Source organism: Rhodopseudomonas palustris BisB18, assembly GCF_000013745.1.
GTDB lineage: Bacteria > Pseudomonadota > Alphaproteobacteria > Rhizobiales > Xanthobacteraceae > Rhodopseudomonas_A > Rhodopseudomonas_A palustris_F.
This window is the reverse complement of the sequence record NC_007925.1, coordinates 3,279,630-3,303,621: the sequence shown is the minus strand read 5'-3', so window position 1 is coordinate 3,303,621 and position 23,992 is coordinate 3,279,630. Positions and strand designations below refer to the sequence as shown.

At 64.5% G+C, this 23,992-nt stretch carries 12 protein-coding genes; 11 read left to right on the top strand and 1 reads right to left on the bottom strand.

Annotated elements, in window-relative coordinates:
* Position 1 precedes the first annotated feature (1 nt).
* The 8 genes from RPC_RS15070 (at position 2) to gspM (ending at position 5,796) form a co-directional block, all read left to right on the top strand.
* Entirely contained in the window at positions 2-1,213 is a 1,212-nt protein-coding gene (locus tag RPC_RS15070) for a type II secretion system F family protein (RefSeq protein ID WP_011473448.1), read from the top strand.
* A 16-nt stretch (positions 1,214-1,229) separates the two neighbouring features.
* On the top strand, positions 1,230-1,697 hold the full coding sequence (gspG, locus tag RPC_RS15065) for a type II secretion system major pseudopilin GspG (RefSeq protein ID WP_011473447.1): 468 nt from the start codon (positions 1,230-1,232) through the stop codon (positions 1,695-1,697).
* Complete coding sequence (locus RPC_RS15060) at positions 1,642-2,154, top strand: prepilin-type N-terminal cleavage/methylation domain-containing protein (protein WP_080507342.1); 513 nt, start codon at positions 1,642-1,644, stop codon at positions 2,152-2,154. The genes gspG and RPC_RS15060 overlap by 56 nt, the downstream gene beginning before the upstream one ends.
* The gene (locus RPC_RS15055; protein WP_011473445.1) at positions 2,132-2,536 is read left to right on the top strand and encodes a prepilin-type N-terminal cleavage/methylation domain-containing protein; all 405 of its coding nucleotides are present in this window, start codon (positions 2,132-2,134) and stop codon (positions 2,534-2,536) included. The genes RPC_RS15060 and RPC_RS15055 overlap by 23 nt, the downstream gene beginning before the upstream one ends.
* Complete coding sequence (locus tag RPC_RS15050; RefSeq protein WP_011473444.1) at positions 2,533-3,237, top strand: PulJ/GspJ family protein; 705 nt, start codon at positions 2,533-2,535, stop codon at positions 3,235-3,237. The genes RPC_RS15055 and RPC_RS15050 overlap by 4 nt, the downstream gene beginning before the upstream one ends.
* 101 nt (positions 3,238-3,338) lie before the next feature.
* Entirely contained in the window at positions 3,339-4,175 is an 837-nt protein-coding gene (locus tag RPC_RS15045; protein ID WP_415914717.1) for a general secretion pathway protein GspK, read from the top strand.
* Positions 4,172-5,242: a PilN domain-containing protein gene (locus RPC_RS15040; protein ID WP_011473442.1), complete on the top strand. Its 1,071-nt coding sequence runs from the start codon at positions 4,172-4,174 to the stop codon at positions 5,240-5,242. The genes RPC_RS15045 and RPC_RS15040 overlap by 4 nt, the downstream gene beginning before the upstream one ends.
* Positions 5,239-5,796, top strand: coding sequence for a type II secretion system protein GspM (gene gspM / locus RPC_RS15035; RefSeq protein WP_011473441.1), 558 nt, complete (start codon positions 5,239-5,241; stop codon positions 5,794-5,796). Before RPC_RS15040 ends, gspM begins: the two co-directional genes overlap by 4 nt.
* A gap of 263 nt (positions 5,797-6,059) precedes the next feature.
* Here the strand turns inward: gspM and RPC_RS15030 are convergent, their stop codons facing one another.
* Entirely contained in the window at positions 6,060-6,992 is a 933-nt protein-coding gene (locus RPC_RS15030) for a peptidylprolyl isomerase (RefSeq protein WP_011473440.1), read from the bottom strand.
* A 509-nt stretch (positions 6,993-7,501) separates the two neighbouring features.
* On the opposite strand from RPC_RS15030, the gene RPC_RS15025 reads away from it, so the two are divergent.
* The 3 genes from RPC_RS15025 (at position 7,502) to RPC_RS15015 (ending at position 23,777) form a co-directional block, all read left to right on the top strand.
* Positions 7,502-9,010 (top strand): substrate-binding domain-containing protein, encoded by a 1,509-nt coding sequence (locus RPC_RS15025; RefSeq protein WP_415914716.1) that lies wholly within the window; start codon positions 7,502-7,504, stop codon positions 9,008-9,010.
* Between the two features lie 452 nt (positions 9,011-9,462).
* Positions 9,463-10,182: a hypothetical protein gene (locus RPC_RS15020; RefSeq protein ID WP_167532078.1), complete on the top strand. Its 720-nt coding sequence runs from the start codon at positions 9,463-9,465 to the stop codon at positions 10,180-10,182.
* 287 nt (positions 10,183-10,469) lie between these two features.
* Positions 10,470-23,777, top strand: coding sequence for a filamentous haemagglutinin family protein (locus RPC_RS15015; protein WP_011473437.1), 13,308 nt, complete (start codon positions 10,470-10,472; stop codon positions 23,775-23,777).
* The last annotated feature ends 215 nt before the right edge of the window (positions 23,778-23,992 follow it).

The window sequence follows — 23,992 nt, the reverse complement described above, 5'->3', positions numbered from 1 at the left end:
GATGCCGAATTTCCGCTACCGCGCGCTGACCCAGACTGGCGAGATCGTCTCGGGGTCGATTTGCGCGGCGAGTCTGGGAGAGGTGTCGCAACGGATCGAGTATCTCGGTCTGGTCGCCATCGATATGGTCTTGGACAATGCGGCGAGCGGCTGGTCGTTGCAGCTGGGGTCGTTGTCGAACCCGCGCCCCGAGGACGTCACGGTCTTGACGCGGGATCTCGCTCTGCTGATCAAGGCGGGGGCCCGGCTCAACGATGCCCTCGAATTGTTGGCCAATGACATGGACGTCGGCCGGCTGCGCCCGGTGGTGCTGAAGATTAGAACGGCGATTCTTTCCGGCGAGAGTTTTGCCGAAGCGCTGGAACGTCATCCGGCGCAGTTCCCAGCGATGTACGTTGCATTGATCCGGGTCGGAGAGATGTCCGGGACGCTCGACCGCATCCTGGAGACGCTTGGCACCGAGCGTAATCGCGCCGAAGCGCTGCGCCGGAAAGTGACCGACGCGTTGCAGTATCCGGCCTTCGTGTTGCTGGCGGCCGGCGGCGTGCTGATCTTCTTTGTCTGTTTCGTGTTGCCGCAGTTTTCGTCGGTGCTGCGCGACTTCAACGCGAAACTCGATCCGGTCATGGAGATGTTCATGGCGCTGTCGGATCTGCTGCGCGGCCACGGCATCGAAGTTGCCGCAACCGCCGCTGGGATCATCATCGGCGGCTGGCTGCTATGGCGCAGACCCGGCGTTCGCGCCGGCACGGTCGCGCAATTGGCGCGGCTGCCGGTGATTTACTCGGTGGTCGAGTTTCACCGCACCGCCTTGTTCTGCCGCAATCTCGGTATTCTGCTCGGCAGCGGCGTGACGCTGACCGCGACGCTGCGGATTCTGACCGACATCATGTCGGAGACCGGAAACGTCCCGGTTTGGACGGCGATGGCCGATCGGGTCCGCCACGGCGGCAAGCTCTGCGATGCGCTCACCAACGCAGCAATGCTACCGCCGGTGGCGGTGCGCATGCTTCGGCTGGGCGAGGAAACCGGGCAACTGCCGACGCTCGCTACCCGCGTCGCGGAATTCTACGAGACCAAGCTGCAGCGCCAGCTCGATCGCTTGGTCGGGGTCATCGGGCCGGCCGCCATTGTCATGATCAGCGTCGTGGTCGGCGGGCTGATTGTTTCGGTGATGACCGCATTGTTGTCGGTCACCCAGGTTGTCGGATGAAGAACGGGAAAGCACCATGATGAACGGTCGAAACAGCATTGCACGAGCAACCGCCGGACGTCGCGCCAGAACAGGGCAGGCCGGGTTCACCCTGGTTGAGATGTTGGTTGTCATCACCATCATCGGCATGATCATGGGGTTGGTCGGGCCGCGCGTCCTCAACTATCTGAGCGAGTCGCGCGTCAAGGCGGCGAAGATCCAGATCCAGAGCTTTAGTAGCGCGATGGATTTGTTCTACCTCGATGCCGGACGGTTCCCGACAAGCTCGGAGGGGCTGGCGGCGCTGGTGCACCCGGTGAGCGGAACGTCGGCCTGGAACGGGCCCTATCTCAAAGGAGCCACCGTTCCCAATGATCCATGGGGCAACGCTTATGCTTACAGACAGCCCGCAGAACACGGGCCTTACGAAATTCGTTCGTTCGGTTCGGATGGACAAGAGGGGGGGACCGGGACGGCGAGCGATCTCACCTCGGCGCAGGACTGACGGCGACAGCGCCGAGGCGGGATTCACTCTGCTGGAGATGGTCTGCGTGCTTGCCATGGTGGCGTTGCTTGCGGCGATCCTGCTGCCGCGTTCGCCGACGACGACGTCGCGGCCGCGATTGCTGGCCTATGCGGTCGAACTCGGAGCTCTGCTCAAGGCCGACCGCAACGCGGCGCTTTGGCGCCGCGGTGCGGTCGCCGCCGTGGTCGATGCGCCCGGGCGAATGGTCAGGTCCGGGTCGACTGATCGCGTAGTGCGTGTTCCGGACGACGTCGACTTCGATGCGCTACTGCCGAAGCGCTGCAACGGCCGCATGGCGCTGTCGTCGATCAGCTTCTTCGGCAGCGGAATGTCCTGCGGCGGCACGATACGGCTGACGCGGTTCGGCAGCGGGTACGAGGTGCGGGTCAATTGGCTGACGGGGGGCGTCGACATTGTCGCGCAGGATACGTTCTGAGCAACGCGGCGAAGACGGCTTCACGATGATCGAGGCGGTGGTCGCGCTGGCGTTGGTGGCGGTTGTGCTGGCGGCGATCGGATCGCTCGTCGCGACCAACGCCCGCGGCGTGCGCAACCTCGAGCAGCACGTGACGCTGGCGCAGATTGCGCGGATGGTGGCGAACACGATCCCGCGTTATGGCGACGCTCTGCCGGATGAGCTTGCCGGCGAGACATCGGGCTATCGCTGGCAGATGCGCGCGTCGCCGTTGTTGGACGCGGCCGCGGTTCCGGGATCGCGATTTATTGCGCAGCGCGTCGAACTCCGCGTGAAATCTCCGTCGGGCGCTATGGTTTCGCTGGAAACCGTTCGGCTGCAAAACCGGAGTGAGCTCAGATGAGCCGGCCGCTCGCTCGCGCGCAACGGGAAGATGCCGGCTTCACCCTGTTTGAGGCGCTGGTCGCCATCGCGTTGATGGGACTGATCCTGGGTGCGCTGGCGACGGTGACGGCGCAGTGGTTGCCGAACTGGAATCGTGGTCTGGTTCGTGCCCAACGCAACGAGCAGGCGGCGATCGTGCTCGACCGCCTGGTGGCCGACCTATCGGCGGCCGAGTATGTTTCGGCGAGTCGCTTGAGAAACGTCCCGCTGTTCAGGGGCGCCGAGTTTGCCGTCGTTTTTGTACGTTCGGCGTTGGGTCCGAATGGCCGTCCCGGACTTGAGATCGTGCAGATCGCCGAAACCGCCGACAGCCGCGGACCGGCGCTGGTCCGCACGCGCGCTCCCTTCGTTCCACTGCCGACCGGGGATCCGCAGGTCGATCCGATTCCGTTTGCAGATCCCGTTGTGTTGCTGCGCCCGCCGCTGCACCTCGCGTTCGCCTACGCCGGGGCCGACGGCAATTGGAAGCGCGCCTGGCGGCCATCGGGCGAGTTGCCGAGCGCGGTTCGCTTTGATGTCCATGACTCCGAGCGCGGAACGCTGATTTCCACCGCGACCAGGATTCACATCGAAATGCGAGCGCCGCGACCGGAAACGGCCGGCGAGGCGGCCGAGGAAAATGCTCAGCCGCAACCCGGCGGCGCGACGGGGGGACAATGACAGCGAACAATTCGACGAAGCAACAATCGGGTTCGTCGTGCGACGGCTTCATCGTTGTCGCCGCATTATGGCTGCTGGCGGCGCTTGCCGCGCTGGCCGGCGTGGCATCGGCCTATGTGGCGCAATCGGCCACGGCGCTGGCGGCGTTCGACGCCGCGATACAATCGCAGATGGCGGCGAGCGCGGGAATCGAGTTGACCGCCTATCGGCTCTCCGGCCCTGCGACGGCCAACCGTCCGACCCACGGTGGATTCAACTTCAGACTTGGCAATTGCAACACGACCGTGGAATTCATGTCGGAGGCCGCACGCATCAACCTCAACATGGCGCCGCGCGCGATGATCGCCGGCTTGTTCAGGGCGCTCGGCGCGCAGACCGGGGCCGCCGATCAATTTGCCGATCGGGTGGTTGCCTGGCGCAGCGCGCCGAAGCCGAACGCGCCGGACCCGGAGGAGCGGTTGTATCGCGCCGCTGGATTGAACTATGGCCCCCGCCGCGCGCCGTTCGACAGCGTCGACGAGCTTTGGCTGGTGCTGGGGCTGCCGCCGGCAATTGTCGAACGCGCACTTGCCTTCGTGACGGTCTTCAGCGGCCTCGCCGAGGTCAACGTGTTGGATGCCGCTCCTGAAGTCGTTGCCGCGCTCCCCGGCATGACCCCAGGACGGCTCGACGCATTCCTCAGTCAGCGGGAGCTTCTTCCGCCCGATCCTGCGGTGATTCTCGGCGCGCTGGGCGGCAGGCAGCCAGGCGCAACAGTGTCGGGAAGCGAGGCCTATCGCGTCCGTATGCGCATCGGCTTTGCCGACGGCCGGCAAAGAACGCCGGAGGCCGTCATCATGATCCTGGAGGCTGGCGAGCGGGAGGCCTATCGCGTGCTGGCATGGCGGGACGAGCTCGAGCCGGGCATGGCGGCGCAACGACCGGAGCAAAGCCGATGAGCAGCCTGGGCCTTGTCGCGAAGGCGTTTTCGCTGTGGATCGAAACCGTTGCCCGCACGGTGAGCGCGCCGTTGGAGAAACTGAAATCAGTTCGCCGCATCGAGGTGGTGGAAGATGACGCCGGCATCTTCACGATGCAACTGCCGGCAAAGCCGGGGAAGGGTGGTGACATGCCGCCTTGTCGTATCGCGGCGGCCGAAGGCCAGATCTGTCGATCGTTGTCCCCGGAGTGGGCCGCCATGATCCGGGGCGGCCGGATCGAGGTGCTGCTGCGACCGTCGCGCTTTGTGTTTCGCCAGCTTGATCTGCCGAGCCGGGCGGTAGAGTTTCTCAACGGCATCATCCGCGCACAGATCGATCGGCTGACGCCGTGGACCGCAAGCGAAGCCGTCTATCACTGGACGCCGCCGCGCGGCGTCGCCGGCGACCGGATCGAACTCACCATCGTGGCGACTGGGCGGGCGGCGGTGGTGTCGCTTGCGCAAGAATTTTCCGATTGCGGGGCCGCCATCGTCGAGGTTTCGACCGCGCCGTTTGGTGCGGAGCGGGTGATGGTCCACAACCAGCGGGCCGGCGGTCGAACGGGTTTTGGCCGGCTGCGGCTCGCCTTGGTGGCGGGACTGGCGACCGCCGCGGTGCTGGCGGTGCTGTCGCGCGGGGTGGCGGGACTGCTCTGCGACTCCTACGACACCCAGCAGCAGCAGATTCAGCGACGGATCGCGGAGCGCCGCGCCATCTTGCGCGGCAGCCAGATCGGCTCGGCGACAACCCCGATCGAGCTGCTGGCGCGTCGCAAGCTGACGACGCCATCGAGCGTGATGGCGATCGAGGCGCTGTCCGCGCTGCTGCCCGACGATACCTATGCCACGGACGTTCGCATTGAGGGTAACAAGCTGCAACTGGTCGGTATCACGCGTAACGCGCCATCGCTGATCCAGATCCTGGAGCAATCACCCCATTTTTCCAGTGCCGTGTTCTTCGCGCCGACCACCCGCGCCGCCAACGAACCGGGGGAGCGTTTCCATATCGAGGCCAGGCTCAAAGCGCATTTCGGATTCGGCTCATGATCGATGTCAATCGGATCGCAAGCGGGCTCGCTCGGTTTCCTGTCGCGGCGGTCGCAGCCTATTTGGGGCTGATCATTGTGTTGGGGTTCATCAGCATCGACGGCGTCGTCGAGGTGCTGCAGCGACGCGACGCCGTCGCCACGGCGTCGGAGATTTTGAGCCGACTTGAAACCGGCCATCCGGCGCCGCCGCTGGCGGCCCGGCCCGACGTCAGCATTCCTGCCGGCTCACCTTTCCTCGAAGGCGCCACGGCATCGGTCGCCGGGGCGGCGCTGCTGCAGCGCGTGGCCGCCGCGACAAAGCTGATGCACGGCAACACCTTGTCATCCCAGCTCGACCTTGCGGGATCTGCCGCCAAGGCCGGCTCCATCAGGGCGACGTCGAGTTTCGAGATCGAACCCGCATCCTTGCAGCGGCTGCTGTACAATCTCGAGGCCGGAATGCCGTTCCTGTTTGTCGACGAACTGGTGATTCAGGCGTCCTCCGGGTCGACGAATCCCGGAAAACTGCGCGTGCTGCTGGGGGTCTCCGGACAATGGCAAGGTCCGAAATGATCGTGTTTGCTAGTCTGAGCTATCGCATACGGTCCAGGCGTCAGCCGTGAATCCGCCGGCCGCGGCGGGATCGTTCGAAGACGGCCGATGACGGCCGCGGCCGCGATGCGCGCACGGAGCCGAGGCGATTGAACCGGCACGGATTTTCTTGCGTGAGGTCGACACCGCGACGGGTGCAATCCGGGACTGTCTCGTCCGTTTCAAGGAAATGCCCCGGGCAAGGCCTGCCCAGGGCGTAGATCAATACCCAACTGCGCGGATGGTTAGTTGCTGCTCTGCTTGTTTGGCGCCGCTTGAGCACGGTCGAACCGCTCGATCGTCGCCGCGGAGCGCGCCTTGTCGACCAGATCAAACCGCGCCGCATTGGCAACCATGGCCGCGACCCGGTCGCGGATCTTTTCAAATTCCACCGGCTTGCGTGGGCGCCGCTCCTCGAGTTTGATGATGTGCCAGCCGAAGGCGGTCTTGATCGGCGCGGACACCTCTCCCGGCTTCAGCGCGAAGGCGACGTCGGCATATTCCTTTCCCATCTCCGGGCGCGTGCGCCAGTCGAAGTCACCGCCTCTGGCCTTGGTGGCGGGATCTTCCGATAGATCCGCTGCGACGGCCGCAAAATCTTCGCCCTTGTCGATCCGCGCGAACGCCGCCTTGGCCTTGACCTCCGTTGCGCTCGCCGCGGCCGCATCGTTCGCATCCGGAAACTTGAACACGAGGTGGCGAAGATGCAGCTCGATCTGGTCGGTCGCCGGCTTCACCACAACCTCCTGGTAGGCCTTGCGCACCGCATCTTCGGTCACCGCCTGTTGACCGACCACCTCGAGCAGATGGTTCATCAGCCCCTGATTGCGCGCGTAGCTGGCCCGACGTTGCAGATCCGCCTCATCGGCGATCTTTCGATCCTTGGCGACTTGGGCGAGCACCATTGAATCGATCACTAATGTGAGCAGCGCGTCGCGCCGCTCACGCTTCTCCTGAACGGGCAGGTTGCGGCCGATCATCTCGTCCGCCAACTGCAGATCGCTCTCATGAATGGGCGCGCCGTTGACGGTGGCGATCACCGGGTCGGCGGGCGCCGACTGGCCGGACGTGTGTCCCGCCGTGGCGGCGAGCAACACCGAAAAGCAGACGGCGGCAGCGCCGGCGCGCACAGCGCCGCGGGCCTTTGCCATACCGAGAGCGGGCATGGAAGTCATCATAATATCCTCCAATTCGACAGACCGCTTCTTAACAAAATGAACGTAACACCGGTGTGATATCGGCGCGACGGACCGGTGACCTCGCGCAAAAGCTTGCCGATCGACCGTCGGCAGTGCCGGGCGCGCTTTGCGGGAGCGGCTTCTATCGAAGTTGTGCGCCGATGACGCCAGCTGCGGCGCGCTCGTCCCGCCATCCGGCGTGGTGGTGTCATATCATAAAATAGGCGCGAAATTTTACCGAATATCGTAACGCGCCGCGCTTGCCGCGCCTGCGTCACGGCGGCTGACGAAGACTTGAATCGTCAGAGCGCCCGAATTGATGCGGCAATTTGCGACGTCTGAGGGCGGCGGCTGTTGTCGTACGTCGAACATAGTTCACAAAACAACAATGAGGTGATCACATAACATGTGTACCGTAACAACTGCGCCGACGCACTTCCAAACCGGCGGGGCGGGCGCCCAGTTCTTTCCAGGAGGTCTCAGAGATGTGTAACTTGAAGGCGTTACTCATGGGCTCGGTTGCGTTCGCCTGCGTCGGCGTCGCGTCGGAATCCGCCAACGCCCAGCAGTCCTATGCGTTCGGCGTCGGCGCGACGTTTCCGCAGATCGCGTATCGGCAGCTGGCCGATTGTTTGTTCGACCAGGCGCAGGGCAGTGCCGGCAAGCCCGGACCTCTCGCCAAGGCTGCGAGCTGTCCCGGTTTTAACAGCGGCGCCAGTGGCGTCCTCAACAGCGGCACCGGCGGTTTGATCCTCTACGCCGGCACCGGGTCGGGGAACGGCAAATTGGTGCTGCGGACCAACGATCCGACCCAGGCCAGCGCGCCGTCCAGTTCGATTCCGTGGACCGATCCGAGTATCGCTGAAAGCCTCGCCGATTACGATGGTGTTCAGTTCATCGGCAGCGATGACGTGGTGACGTCCTCCGACGTTGCGGCGTGGACTGCGCGCGGCAACAATGCCACCTTCGGCAATCTAATCCAGATTCCTGCGTTGATCGGCGCCGTCGGGCTAGGGTACAATGGCACGGACGGCGCCGGCAACCCGCTCAACACGCTTGCCGGCGGTCTGAACCTGTCGCGCAAGGCGCTGTGCGGCATCGTGTCGGGCCACATCACCCAGTGGAATAATGCGATCCTGACCGCAGACAACGGCGGCGTTCTTGGCGCCGGCAACATCACTTTCGTCCATCGCTCGGACGGCAGCGGCACCACCTTCCTGTTCAGCAACGCGCTGGCGACGCAGTGCCAGTTCGAGTTCGGACCGAACAACGAGACCGACACCACCGTGGTGTCCTACGCGTTCCCGTGGACGGACCGCTCCTCCGGCACCTCCGCGTGCCCGCTTCCGGTGGCGCGCGGTGCGAACCAGAACAACTGGCCTGATCAGTTCACCACCGACCAATGCGGCACCGCCGTTGCGAATCCGGGCGGTGGCCACTTCGCCAGCGCGTCCGGCAGTGGTGGGGTCGCCAGTCGGGTAGGATCCACCTTGCCCAGCGGCTACGGCACCATCGGCTACGCGTCGGTCGATTACTGGGCACCGGTCCGGGTCGGCGGCAGTCCGGTGGCGAACGTCCAGTCGCAATGGGATATCACTGCCGGCACCGGTCAGTTCCGGGCGCCGACCGCGGAAACCGCGCGGATCGCGATGGCGTCCGCGATTCCGCAGTTCAACGCCAGCAGCCGCGCCAATCCGCTGGCGTGGAGCCTGCAGGGCGTGGTTCCGAACCCGGTTGTGGAGGGCGCGTACCCGATCTCCGGCTTCACCTGGTTCGAAATGTACCAGTGCTACGCGCAGCACACCGGGAACGACGCGTTCGGCAAGTTCCGCTCCTTCCTGGACTATCTTTATAACGATAACGCCGGGGCTGTCGCCACGGCGATCCTCGACAATAACGGCTTCGCTCCGCTGCCGGCGCAATGGCGTACCGAGGTCTACGCACTCTTGAATGACACGGCTAACGGCCCGAACTACACCGGTGTCGGCGGCTGCGTCGGCAAGACCGGCGCCAAATGATCCGATTGCGGATCTTCAGCCGAGCGACGAACAAAATGTGAGCGTGTGCACCCGGCAATGCCGGGTGCACATTGCGTTTTAGTCATCGGCGTCGGACGCTCGGCGGTCGTGTTGCATTGTCGCGCGGTCATTACGCCTGGCCGATGTCACATTACGAATAACATTGACAGTTAGCATAAAATCTCGTTGCTTGCGGCTCATGATGCGGGCGCGCGGCAAAAGTACAAGAGCCGTGAACTTTCGTTCGTCATGCCCGGTCCTGTGCCGGGCATCCACGTCTGAGCGGCTCGCGACATCAAGGACGTGGAGGCCGGGATTAAGCCCGGCCATGATGATGCGGGTGGGGTGCGATCAACGACCGTCGGGGATTGCGCGGATCGATCGACGTTAGGCCGGGAGCGCGCTTCCGCCGGCGCAAAATGACAGGCTTAGAAATGGCGGTGCGCGGGTCCGTGATTGTGCTGATCGGTTTGCTACTGAGCAACGCCGAGACGCTGGCGGTGACCGCGCCGTTGACCGCGGATGCTCATGAGGAGATGTTGGCGTCGAAACCGATACCGAAGCCGGCGACCCCGGCTGCGGCGCGCGCGCCGGTCGGCAATCCGTTGTGGGCGATCCCGCTGGCGCGCTTGACCGCGACCCGGGAGCGCCCGCTGTTTGCGCCGTCGCGCCGCCCGGCCGTGGTCGCCAAGCCGGCCCCCGCGCCGGCGGCGACGCCGCCCAAGCCCGCTGAACCCGACCAGCCGCAATTGTCGCTGGTCGGAACCGTGGCTGGGGGAGGGGTCGCAAGCATCGGCTTGTTCGTGAATCAGGCTGACAAGAGCGTGGTGCGGCTGAAAATCGGCGAGACTCACAAAGGCTGGGTGCTGCGCGCGGTCCGGCCACGACAGGCGGTGTTGGGCCGGGGCTTGCAAAACGCCGTGCTGGACTTGCCGCAGCCCGACATGAGCAAGGCCGGTGCCGTGCCGCCAGCGGGCCGCGCGAACGTGGCGGCTCCGCCGTCATCGTCCTTGCCGGCGAATAGCCCAAATCCGCCCGGCCGGAATTCACCGCCGCCGCGGCCGAGTGCAGCGTCGGCTGCGCCGACCGACGCCGCGCAAATCATTGAGCCGCCGGTGCTTAGTCCGCGACCGCCGCCCGCTAACCGGGTTCAGAAGGTGCGGCTGCCTTAGGGCGCTGCGCGCGATCACCGGGCGGTTGGTCGATGTGAGCGTCGGCGACGGTAACTTAATCCACCATAACGCCTGACAAATACGACGGACTGAACGCAGCGCCCCACCATCGGCGGGCGAGGCGCCGTGCGCCGCAAAAGGCTGTGTACAGGCGTGCGACGAGGCGTCGCGGAGGTCGCGTGATATAATTCGTTCATACCAATGTTAACAAACGATCGGTAAATGCCGGGCGCGGTTGCGACCGTCCGCGCCCCGCTAGGGGGCGGGTTTAAGCATCAGGAGCCAGCATGGCCGATCGCGAAATACTCATTCGTTCTGGCCGTTTGCGACGGGCTCTCGACGCTGCGCTACTCGGCGGCGTCAGCCTGTTGGCGCTGATGCTCGGCAGCAATCCGGGCGCGGCGCGCGGCCTCACCCCCGGCGGATCTGTCGGCTCGACAGTGGCGGCGCAGCAGGCGGTCGCGGCGGCGGCCCAGCAAGCCTCGGCAGCGGCGACGCAGGCACAGGCCGCGCTGGCCCGCGCCGCGGCGGCGCTGGCGGCGGCGCGAAAATTCCAGGCGGACGCTGCCGCGGCGGCCCGGGCTTCGTCCTCATCGGTAGCGAACGGCCTGGCCACCGGGGGGCTGATGCCGTTCGGCGGCACCGCCGCCGATCCGTCTGCCGGGATCAGGGCCGGCACCACCGCCTGGACGCTCTCTGGCGATCTGCCGGTGCAGACCAGCAACGGGTCCCAGGTCACGGTCGATATCAACCAGACCCAGGCCAAGGCGATTTTTTACTGGGATACGTTCAACGTCGGCGCCAAGACCACGGTGAACTTCAACCAGAGGGCGTCGGACTGGATCGCGTTGAATCGGGTGCTCGATCCCTCCGGGGCGCCGAGCAAGATCCTGGGCCAGATCAACGCGCTCGGCGCGGTCTATCTGATCAACCGCAACGGCATCGTCTTCGGCGCCGGCGCGCAGGTCAACGTCCACACTTTGGTGGCCTCCAGCCTCGACATCGGCAAACTCGGCACCGATCTCACCGCGCGCGACCAGTACTTTTTCAACACCGGCATCGGAAATCTGAATTCCTTCTCGGTGCTGGATCCGGATGCGAGCGTTGGCGCCGCAACGAAATTCCTGCCCGGCGATGTCACGGTCGAACGCGGCGCCTCGATCACCGCCAATATCCGCACCGACATTGCCGCGCTCGGTTCGCCGGGCTCGATCTATCTATTCGGCAAGAACGTCAGCAATTCCGGTCTGCTCACCGTGCCCACCGGCGAGGTCGGGATGGTGGCGGCGCGCATCATCGATCTGATCCCGAACGGCTACTCAGCGCTGCCGACCGCGGTGCTGGGCACCGATGCGGACGGCAATGCGCTGACATTCCGTGGCACCGAATTCATGCTTTCCCAGTTCGGTTCGGCTTATGACTCCTCAGGGTACCCCACGGTTCAAGGCGGTTTTAACTACTTGGCCGGGACCGGCGCGGTTACCCATGACGGCCTGATCGAGGCCTCGCGCGGCATCGTGATCATGAACGGCGACAAAATCGCCATCAACAATCCCGGCGGCGGCTCGCTGCGAGATGCCTCAGGCACCCTCATTCAGGGCGTGATCTCGGTCGATACCAGCATCGACCGCAACAGCATGGTGCTGCTGCGCGCGGCCACCAGCGTCACCCTGAACGGCGTGATCTCCAGCCTGCCATTCGACGACGGCGCCGATCCGCTGCCGAGCGGATCGAGCAGCGGCAGCACGGTGCAAAGCTTTACGCCGGCCTATATCGAATTGAGCGCCAAGGGTGAGATGACGCTCGGATCAAGCGGGCTGGTCTCGGCGCCGTCGGCCCAGGTGGCGGTTAAGACGCTTGGGAGTGGTATCGGCTCGCTGTTCGCCCAGGGCGGCACCCAAGGCAACATTGCTTCCAATGGCAGCAACGCCGGGGTGTCAATCCTGCTCAATCCCGGCGCGACGATCGACGTCGCCGGGCTGCAGAATGTCGAACTGCCGGCGAGCTACAATTTCATTTCGTTCCAGCCGCGCGCCGAATTCGCCGACATGCCGCTGCAGCGCGATGGCGTGCTATACGGTAAGACCTTGTGGATCGACATCCGCGCCTCCGGCACCCGCGCCGACGGCACCAGCTGGGTCGGCACGCCGCTGGCGGACGCCAGCGGCTATGTCAACGCGGTCGGCCGGAGCATCTACCAGCTGATGACGGTGGGCGGCCAGGTCAGCCTGAGCACTGGCGCATCTGCCGGCACGGTCCAGACCACCGGCGCGGTGATCAACGTGGCCGGCGGCAGCGTCACATTCCTGCCCGGCGTGGTGCCGGTGACGCGGCTGCTCGGGATCGACGGCCGCATCTACAACATGACCAACGCCGATCCGAACATGACCTATGTCGGATTCGCCGGCCAGTTCACTGTCGACCATGCGCGCTGGGGCGTCACCGAAACCTGGTCCGTCGGAACGCAAACCTATGTCTCCGGCTATACCGAGGGCCGCAACGCCGGCGGCGTCGCGGTGACGACGCTGACGCCGACGCTGGGAGCGATGTATTTCGGCTCGGTGGCGGGCGAGCGGCAGATCGCGGCGGGCAGCCTGCCGTTGCAGGGATCGCTGACGCTGACCACGACTTCGGATGTGCAGATCGGCACGGCGCCTTCGGACAATTTCACGGCGAATCCGCTGTATTCCGTCACCCTGTCGGCCGACACGCTGTCGAGCTACGGGCTGAGCACGCTCGCGATCACGGCCTACGACCTCGTGGTATCGAGCGGCAGCACGCTGTCGCTGGCGGCCGGCGGCAGCTTCTCGGTCAAAGCTGCGGGCATCGTCGATATCGCAGGCACGGTCTCGGCCGCGGGCGGCGCGATCAGTCTCGAGACCGATTACTATGGTCTCCATAATGTTAGTGGACTGTTCCAGTCGTCGCCGATTAATAATTCCAAGGTGGCAGCGAATATCTTCGTCGAAGGCACGCTGGACGTCAGCGGCCGCTTCGTCAACGACACCGGCCGCTTCGGCACGGATGCATCCGGGCCGGCCTTCATCAACGGCGGCACCATCTCGATTAGCACGAACCTGAACAGTAGTGCTATTGACTCGAAACAGGTTGACACCACGGGCAGCATCTTGCTGGCCAAGACCAGCGTGCTCGATGTGTCGAGCGGCGGATATATATCGGCTCAAGGAAAGCCGAAAACCGTCGCCGGTGGCGGAATGGCCGGCAAGGCCGGTAGTGTTTCCCTTGCTATCGTCCAGTCAAACAGTTGGAGACCACGGGAGAGTGGTAGTCCTGTACCCGAATTCCCCGAATCCGGTACTATAGCCGTACTTCAGCTCGACGGCAGTTTGCGCGGCTATGGATTTGAGAGCAACGGCGGCCTGAGACTGGTCGCCTTCGATACGATCCGGATCGGCGGGACGCTGCAGCCCGGCGAGACGTCGTCGATTCGCGTCAACGGCGTGGCCACTACGCTGCCGGTCGCGCTGCTCACCGGCGGCGGGTTCGGCGACTATACGATCGAGTCGCTCGCGGACGGCTGGACCGGCGCCACCGCCAACATCATTGTCTCGGCCGGCGTCAGCCTGGCCCTGCAGCAGCAGAACCTGTCGAGCGTCGCCGATTACAGCGACACCGCGACCGGCACCAAGCTCGGCCAGCAGGCGCAACTGGCGACCCTTCCGGACGACCAGCGCAAGCCGGTCAACCTCACGCTCAGGGCTGACAACATCCTGCTCGACACCGGCTCGAAGATCGTGACGGACCCGAAATCCGCCATTGCCTTCGGTGGTATCGATGGCTTGTTGAAAGTCACCGATCCGCTGCGCAATGCGGCGGCGAAAAGCGTCCAATTTCTCGGCAGCATCGTCGATCCCAGCGGCGCCGTGCTGGTCAACGCGCTGAAGACCTATCTCGGGCCGCAGGCGGTGGTCGACCTGTCGGGCATCTTCGTCGCCAATTCCAGGTTCGGCGAGCCGAAAGGGCCTTCGACCGGCGGCAGCTATTTGTCGGGTGGCAGTTTTACGGTCGAAGCGGCCGGCCTTAGAACGATCAATGTTCTCATCGATACGTCGGATGTTACAAAGCACTATCTCTACTACACCTATGGCCTTCCGGGCACAGGCTATCTGGTTGCCGATCGCGGAGCGATCGTCGATGTCTCCGGCGCCGCCGGCTTGGTTGAGGTCGCCGGCGGGCACGGCACTTCGACGTCGGTGTGGTCGTGGAGCGACGCCGGCACCATCAGCGCCGACGTCACTGGCTTCGCCTGGGGCGGCAGCTTTGTCGCCACCGGCGGTCGATATCTCGGCGCCGACGGCATTGTCCATGCCGATTTACGCGCCAACAACGGCACCTTCATTCTCGGCGGCGGTTCCATCTTGCTGCGGCAGGATATGACGGACGTCAACGCTCATTTGTCTGCTCCGCAGTCGCTCTATGTCTCCGCCGATCAGCTCGCGCCGTTTGATAATATCTACCTTTACAGCGGCGCCGCTGTTGGCGGCGCGGCCCGGCTGTTCGATGAGCTGCCGGCGTATAACCGGCTGGCCGGGCGCAATGTCGTCGCCGGGACCTATGAGGTGGCCGGAAGCACCTACAACATTCCCTGGACGTTCACTGGTAGGCCAAACATGGTCTTCAACCCGCTGACCATCTCGGGTTCGCTGGACTGGCACGTGCAAACTGGGCTCCGCATTGCGGCCGGCACGATCGCGTCGTCGACGACCACGGACAATAGCACCGTCACGCTGGATGCGCCCTATCTGCTGCTCACTGGCGGCAATGGCACGGCGGCGTCCGGCCGCAACACGTTGACCATCAGCGGCCAGGCCATCGACATTTTTGGCGCGGTCAGCCTATCGGGTTTCGCGCAGGCCAACTTCGTCAGTTCGGGCGACATCCGCCTCGGTACTAGGAAAGTCTCGAATACGATTGCGACTGGCACGGGGGCATCGACCGCCGCCTCCAGCTTCACGGGCAGCCTGGATTCCAAGGGCGATGTTCTGCTCAAGGCGCAGCGGATCTATCCGGTTTCCGCGGTCGACTTCACCATCACGACGCCGGGCAAGGTGAAATTCCTGGCGCCGGCCGGCAGCGACGCCGCCATTCCGCTGGCCGCCGGGGGCGGCATGACGGTGATCGCAAGCGCGATCGAGCAGGCGGGCAATCTGTTCGCGCCGCTCGGCAAGATCACGCTCGGCAACACCGACAGCACGGTTTCGAGCATCATCACCCAGAGCGTCACCCTTGAGCCCGGCAGCCTGACCTCGGTCACGCTCGCCGACACGGTGGTGCCCTACGGCGCGACTTTGGACGGCACCAACTGGTACTACAACGCCAATCTCGATCCGATGTCGCAGCCGCCCACCAAGGGTCTGGTGCTCGACGGCGCCAACGTGGTGCGCGCGGACGGCTCGACCATCGACCTGCGCGGCGGCGGCGACCTGCAGGCGATCGAATGGATTCAGGGCAATGGCGGCTCGCGCGACACGCTGAATAAAACGACGCTTGGACAGACGGTCTACGCGCTGGTGCCGTCGCAGAGCACGGCGGTCGCGGCGTTCGATATCCATTTCACCACGTTGCGCACCCTCACATTGGACACCGGCAAAACCATCATGGTCGGCGACGCCGATCCGCTGGTCGGCACCCAGATCACCATCGCCGGCGGCAACGGCATTGCGGCCGGAACCTACACGCTCTATCCCGCCCATTACGCCACCCTGCCGGGCGCGATGCGCGTGGTCTATTACGGCAGCAATATCGGCCGCAACGTCGCATCAGGCACCACGCTGCCGGACGGCACCGTGCTGGTCACCGGCTACACCACGCAGTCGACCGCGTCGGCGACGCAATCCTCGGGCCAGAGCCTGTTCGCGGTGCAGACCAGCGCGGTCTGGCGGAAGTACAGCGAATACAATCTGAGCAGCGCCAACAGCTACTACAGAGCGTTGGCGACCAAGAACGGCAGTCTCGTGCCACGGCTGCCGATGGATGCCGGGCGCCTTGCGGTCCTGGCGCAACAGTCGATCCTGCTCGCCGGCGTCGCCCTGACCCAGCCGGGACAAGACAGCCTCGGCACCACCGGGCGCGGCGGCGAACTGGACATCAGCGCGCCGCAACTCGCGGTGATCGGCCACGCCCAATATGTCAACAACGACATTGCGGCCGGCTATGTCGGCCTCGATCTCACCCAGGTCGAGGGCTTCGAGAGCGTGCTGATCGGCGGCCTGCGCAGCGACACCACGACGGGGACGCTGATCACCGCAAGGGCGACCAATGTGCTGGTCGACACCCAGGGCGAGACGTTCACGGCGCCGGAAATCCTGTTGGTCGCCAAGACCGCCGGGGAGTGGCAACGGCTCAGGCAATCGGTGCAAGTCGGTTCCGATCCGGCAAATACAGTGCTGATCGAATTGCCGGTCTATGTGCCGATCGCCGGCACCGGGGTGGTCACGGTCAAGGCCGGAAGCGTCATCGAAACCACCGGCGCGGTCCATAACGGGTACGGACGCAGGTTCTACTTCCCCAGCAATTCCGGCACGACCCCGGCGCAGCAGATCGCCACGGCCTTGGGCGGAACGGTGGCTTCATCGGGAACCGCGATCACCGGGGTCGATCTCGCTAAATTGCAGGCAGCCCTCGCTGCGCAAACCAGCACCGGCTTCAATAGTCTGGCCTATTATGCCTATGGCGGCGGCGCCATGGACCCGCTCGGCGCGCTGTTCGCCGCCAGCAACGACCCCGATCTGGTGTTGTCCGGACCGGCGGGCGCTTCGGTGTCTGCACTTACCTTGCAGTTCGCGGATGTGACCAAGGGGAAGGTGACCGGCCTGCCGGCCGCGGTCGAAGGTGCGGTGACCGGGACGGTCACCCTGCAAGGCGGCGATAGCGGTCGAGTCTCGATTGAAAATGGCACAAGGATTGCGACCGACACCCTGACTTTGCAGGCGACCGCAGCGACCAACGCAATCAATCTGGAGACCAACGATCTGCACGCCGACCAGGTCAACCTGACGGCGCACAGCATTGCCATTGGCTCCAACCCGCCGGCCGCCAGCGGCAAGAGCCTGATCTTGGCGGCGAACAGCGGCCGGTTCGGCGACGTGCACGGTCTGACGCTCAGGGCGCTGACCGGCGGCATCAGCGTCTATGGCAATTTCGATGCCGGCGCGGTGATGGAACGGCTCACGCTGGACGCAGCCGTGGTGGCCCGGGGCGATAGCAGCGGCGCCGCCAAGGTCTCCGCCAAACGCGGCACCATCACCCTGGCCAACAGCGGTGCCGACGCCTCGACCGGTTCGGCCTCGACCGCCGGTGATCTCGGGCTCACGCTCGAGGCGGCCGACATCGTGCTCGGCGGCGGCGGTAAACAAGCAATTCTGGGCTACGCTCGCCTGAACTGGCTCGCCAGCGATCGCGTACTGGTTGCCGGCTCCGGAGCGCTTACGCTCGGCACCGCGACCGACAAGGTCGATTTCACGGTGACCACGCCGACCATCCTGGTCGCAAGCGCCACCGTGAGCGGCACCAAGAGCTTCGGCATCACCACGCTCGGCAACGTCATCCTGGCCGACACCACGCCGCGCAGCGGCGCGGTCGATCGTCCGACCGACAGCGCGGAGACCAACGGCGTCTTTGCGATCACCGCGGCGAGCATCAGCGTCGGCAACACCATCCAGGCCCAGGCCGGCACCATCACGCTCGACGCGACGGCGGGCGACGTGACGCTGCAGACCGGCGCCTATCTCGCCGCCGGCGGCTACAAGAAAACTCTGATCGACGTCGACACCTATGTCGCCGGCGGCAAGGTGGTGCTGAAGGCCGACGCCGGCAACGTCGTTACGGCGTCGGGCAGCGTCATCGACGTGGCGCAGCCGCAGGACGGTTTGGGCTACGCCGGCGAAATCGACGTCACCGCGCTCAACGGCGGCGCTACGCTTCATGGCACGCTGCGCGGCAGCGGCGGCCCCGGTCTCGGCGGCCGGTTTTATCTCGACATCAAGGGCGCGGCCGATCTGACCCGCCTCGCGGACACCTTGCTGGACGGCGGGATCACGGGAGTCATCGAGATCCAGACCCGGACCGGCAATCTCGAATTGCAGGCGGGACACACGCTGCAAGCCAATGCCGTCTCGCTGACGGCCGATGACCCGACCTGGGACAATACCGACACCTCAAAGCAGCTCGGCCAGCTCACCATCGCCGGCACGATCAACGCCGACGGTTACTCCGGCTACACCGCCGACGGACTATGGCAGGCAGGCGGGCAGGTCGGCCTGTTCGGCCACAACCGAGTCACTTTGAAATCCACCGCCCGGATCAGCGCCACGACCAGCCACGCCGACGAGCGCGGCGGCGACGTGATGATCGGCACCGCCTGGGCTGCCGGCGGCAACGCCGACCCATCGCAGAATTCCACCGCCGGCTATATCGACCTGCAGGCCGGATCGGTGATCGACGTCAGCGGCGGCACCAAGGGGGGACTCAGCGGCGGCACCGTGACGCTGCGGGCGCCGCTCGACGGCGCCAACGACGTCAAGATCGCCGGGTTGGACTCGACCATCCGCGGCGCACGCGCGGTCTACATCCAGGGCTTCATTACCATCAATACCGAAGCCACCCCGAACAATGTCAGCGGCATCGATGGCAGCAAGCTCACCACCAAGGACGGCACCGCGGTGACGTGGGACGGCTATATCGATCCGGCGGGAGCGGTGACATCCTCTGGCGCGGCGATCGATTTCGGGGTCTGGACCGGGGTGAGTGGCGTCAAACTCACCTACAGCGGCGGCTCCGGATATACCTCGGTTCCGAATATCTCGATTGGGACGCTCAATGGCAGCCTGGTGGGTAATTATTACCAGGTCATAGATCCCGTCACCGGTGCCATCTATCGATCTAGCCTCCGGATCGCCTCCGTTCAAGTTACCAACGGCGGTAGTTACACCACCGCGCCGACCGTTGTCGTCGCCGCGCCGAACGAGGGAAGTAGCGCAACTTTCAATCTCCAGATGAGGTACACAAACAACACGCTGACATTGAGCACCTCAAGCGCGGTACCTTATACCAACGTCGCCTTCTATAGCAGCGCCGGAGTGATGATGGCGAGGGGAAAAATTGCGCCGGACGCAACGACGCCCGGAAGGTACACTGTCACGATTACGACTTACCCATCGAATGTCGCGATAACTAATCTAAATCCATCTTCGATCAAGCTATGTTCATCTCTAGCCTGCCTCACGGGCACTTTCGTCGATATCACCAACACCAGCAGTGTGGTCTCCGGTAGCCTTTACGTCTATGCGATCGTCCCCGTTGATGGCGGCTCAGGTTACGTCAGCAGCAGCCAAGCGAGCCTGACTTTACAGGGCGGCGTGGGGACATCGCTGGCGACCGCGAGTGTCAGCATGGGCGCTGCGGTGACCATTCTTGGAGTTTCCAAAGGCTATACGGCCGCCGCGATAGCGCCCAAAATAGTGGCCGACGCCACCAGTTGCCCGACGGCCACTTGTACCGCCACCACGGTCGCGTTGGCGACGACCACGACCACCGGCCTGACCGGGGCGACGAAACCGCAAGGGACCAGTAACGTCTTCGTGCCCGGCTCGAACTACCTTCCGCTCGCCACCAGCAAGGTCTTTGCCGGCACCGCGGACAGCGCCGTCCTCACCATTTCGCCATACGCAGACCATCAGCTGCTCTATACCGACGTGCTCGCCAATTTCGTCGAGGGCAACGGCATCCAGGGCGTGGGCCTGACCGGCAGCTATGGCTTCAGCAACCTGTTCGCCCGGCTGCAGAACGGACTGGTCGGACAACTCGGCGCCAGCATCGTGCACGTGCAGCCTGGCATCGAGCTGGTCAACACCAGCACCAGCAAGAATTCCGGCGACATCACGGTGGCCAGCAACTGGAACCTGGCGGCGGTGAGCGCGGTCGGCAATCTGAAGACCGTCACCACACCAGGCTCGGTGACGTACAACTATTTCGATCCGGCGACGGGCTACGTCAACTTCATCTACCGGCTGGCAACGCCGTGGGGCGGGCTCGACGCCGGCGCGCTGACGCTGCGCGCGGTCCGGAACGTCAACGTCAACGCCTCGATCTCCGACGGGTTTTTCCAGGCAGGGAATTACAGTGACGCCGACTACGTTAACTGGCTCTATACCTACGTGCAAAGCACGAGAATGATTAACGCAATTAGCTCATTACAACATGGTAGTTTAAACTACTACTACCTTAATAAATATTCGAGTGGCGCGGTTCCAATCGCTCCCTATAAAGACGCCGCCAATTCGGTCAGCCCGACCGCCCAGGATCTCGCGGGTGCGGACCTGTTCCCGAATTCGCTGAATGTCTGCACCGTCGATTGCAGCGCGGCGAACATCAAGCAGGTGACCGATCCATCCTCCTGGTCCTACAGCTTGACTGCCGGCGCCGACGTCGCCAGCGCCAATCCCACGGCCATGATTTCGCTCGCCAATGCAGGCGGCAAGGGCGACGTGATCATCGACAACCACACCAACTATTCGCAGACAGAGTTTTATACGCCCGCTGGTAATAACTATACGAGCAAGAACGTCGACGTCAGTCTTGCGACCATGGTGCGGACCGGGACCGGCAATATCGCAATCACGGCGGCGCAAGACGTGATCCTGCGGGATAAGGTGGCCCCTGGGGTGATCTACGCGGCCGGCGTCAACAGTGCAAAGCTGGCCGATGCGAATTACAGCGGCACATCGAGCGTCGTCGCAGGCAATGCGGAGGGCTTCTACGAGCCCAAGGTGCTGGCCTATGGCTACAGCGAAGGTCTCCTGTATTACGGGCCGCCCACGGCGGCGGCATTCCCCGAACAAGGCGGCGATGTCACTGTCGAGGCGCAACGCGATATCATCGGCTACAGCGGTAGCGGCAACAAGACCTTGCAGTATTATCAACCTTGGCTGTTGTCCGACGCCGGTGTGTCGCCCGCCACCACGCAGGCCAGCGGGCTTTCGATTAGCCTGGTCGGGCAGGGCGTGTTCGCGCCGCTCGGCAGCCAGATCGCCTCGCAGACCGCCTGGTGGATCCAATATGGCAGCTTCCAGCAGGGCATCCTCAGCGCCGGCGGCAATGTCACCGTCACCGCCGGGCGCGATCTGATCGACGTGTCGGTGTCGCTGCCGACCACCGGCCGGGTCAGCGGCGGCCTGTCGGCGACCAGCACGCCGGTCACCCACCTCTACGGCAGCGGCAACATGCTAGTGCGGGCCGGGCGCGACATTCTCGGCGGCGCGTTCTACGAAGGCTCCGGCCATGCCAGCATCATCGCCGGGGGGGCGGTCGGCCAGAACGGCACGATGACGAGTAAGCTGAAGCTTGCCGACGTGCCGCTGCTCGCCGTCGATACCGGCCAGATCGCGATGACGGCGGGTGGCGCACTCACGATCGCCGGCGTGATCAATCCTGCGGAGCTGCACCTCCAGACGCCGAGCTGGGCGAATCCACTTGAAGTTAGCTGGCAACTTTCTGGATACCTCCACATCGATAGCTATGGTCCGGACAGCAAGGTGCGGCTGGTGGCCGCGACCGGCGATCTCACGATCGATTACTCGACGCAAAACCTATATCCTGCGAGCTTCGAAGCGCTTGCGCTGAAAGGCAGCCTGATCACCAGTGGAAAAACTGGGTTTGGTATCGTGCTGAGCCCGTCGGAGCATGGCAGCTTCCTGTTGCTGGCGCAGGGCGACGTCGATCTCACCTTCGGCAGTTCCGGGGGAATCCCGATCTCCGCCGGCGCGGCGCTGCTCGAAACCGCCTTCGATCCGTTCCAACCTAACAACGGCTATGACGGCGCATTCAGCAAGGGGACCCTGGCGCAGCAGGATTACAGCTCGGCGCAGATCGCGCGGATCTACGCGGTGACCGGAGACATCACCGCGACCGGAGGCTACGTTGAAGCCAACCCTAACGCGGGTATTAGGATCTCGTCCTACAAACGCATCGAAATCAACCGGCCGACCAAGATCTATGCCGGAGGCGACATCGTCGATCTCAACCTGGTGGTGCAGAACATCTACCAGACCGACGTCAGCACCATCGAGGCCGGCGGCAGCATCTATTACACCGGCACCAACAATGGCGGCGGCCTGCAGGTGGCCGGACCGGGCTTCTTCGTGGTGCAGGCGGGCGGGGATATCGGCCCGTTCCTTCCCGCGGCCTATGATCTCGCATCGACAGCGAGGGTCCAGGAGGGCATCACATCGGTCGGCAACGCGACGATGACAGCGGTTGGCAATTCCGGATTTGTCGGCATCTACAATGCGTCGTTGCTCGGTCCTTATGAGAATCCCCGTCGCAATGCGCTGCTGACGGAAGCGGCCGGCACCGCCCAGGGCGCCGACATCGTCGTGCTGTTCGGCGCCAAATACGGCGCCGACTACCAGGCTGTGGTCGACACCTATATCAACCCCGCCAACGCCGCCAAGGTCGCATACAACTACCTCGGCGAGCTGCGCGACTTCCTCGCCCGCGTCGGCATCGCCACCACCAGCACGCAAGACGCCTGGAACAAGTTCACCAATGCCGACAAGCTGGCGGTCCCGCCGGTGAGCCAGGACCTGCGCCAGATCTTCGTCGACAAGGTGTTCTTCGCCGAGCTGAAGGCGGTGGGGATCAGCGAGCAAGCGGGCGTCACGCAGCACCAGCGCGGCTACGAAGTGATCAACACCCTGTTTCCGGCCAGCCTTGGCTATACCGCCAACGCGCTCGGCGACGGCATCAGTGGCACCAGCGAGCGGGTCTGGACCGGCGATCTCAATCTGTTGCATTCCACCATCCAGACCAAGCTCGGCGGCGATATCTCGATCTTCGGGCCGGGCGGCAATGTCATCGTCGGCTCGCTCGCCGCCGAGTCCAACAAGAACCTGAAGCTGCGCGATCTCGGCATCCTCACGCTGGGCGGCGGTGCCATCAACATCTTCACGGATCAGAGCGCGTTGGTGAATTCGAGCCGCGTGCTCACCACCCAGGGCGGCGACGTGCTGATGTGGAGCTCCAACGGCGACCTCGACGCCGGGCGCGGCTCCAAGACCACGCTGTCGGCGCCGGCGTTGCAGGTGGAGTTCGACCAGGACGACTATCAAACGATCGATCTCGGCGGCTTCGTCACCGGCGCCGGTATCGGCACCTTGAAGGCCTCACGGGTCGCCAAGAAAAGCTCGGTCTATCTGATGGCGCCGCGCGGCAAGATCGATTTCGGCACCGCCGGAGCCCGGTCTTCGGACAACCTGGTGGTGATCGCTCCGGTTGTCGCCAATGCCAGCAACGTCAGCGTGGCCGGTGCTACGACCGGAATTCCGATGATCTCGGTCCCCAATGTCGGCGCGTTGACCGCGGGTTCGAACGCCGCGGGCGCCGCCGCCAAATCCGCCGAAACGCCTTCCGCTTCCGGCAACCGGGATCGGGCGTCGATCTTCATCGTAGAGGTCGTCGGCTACGGCGGCGGCGACGGGCAGAGCCGGTCTGCCCCGAGCGGCGCAGACAGCGAGAGCGAGCCGCAGGCGCGCGGTACCGACCAACAGCCTGATCGCAAAGACAGGCGGCAACAATAGCCGATTTCCGGAGAAATACACGCCGGGCAGATAGCAGAGGCGATTACCGTTCGCCGTCAACGCGGGGGCATGGCGGGCATCCGGTGTTGAATACCGTCCGAAGCGAGGATGCGAGGGGCGCGACAAATCCGCCCATGACGATGGCGGTCATCCATCATTGGTATCGTCCCGGCGATGCCGGCTGGGACGCGCATTTGACTTGGCTGGCCGGGACG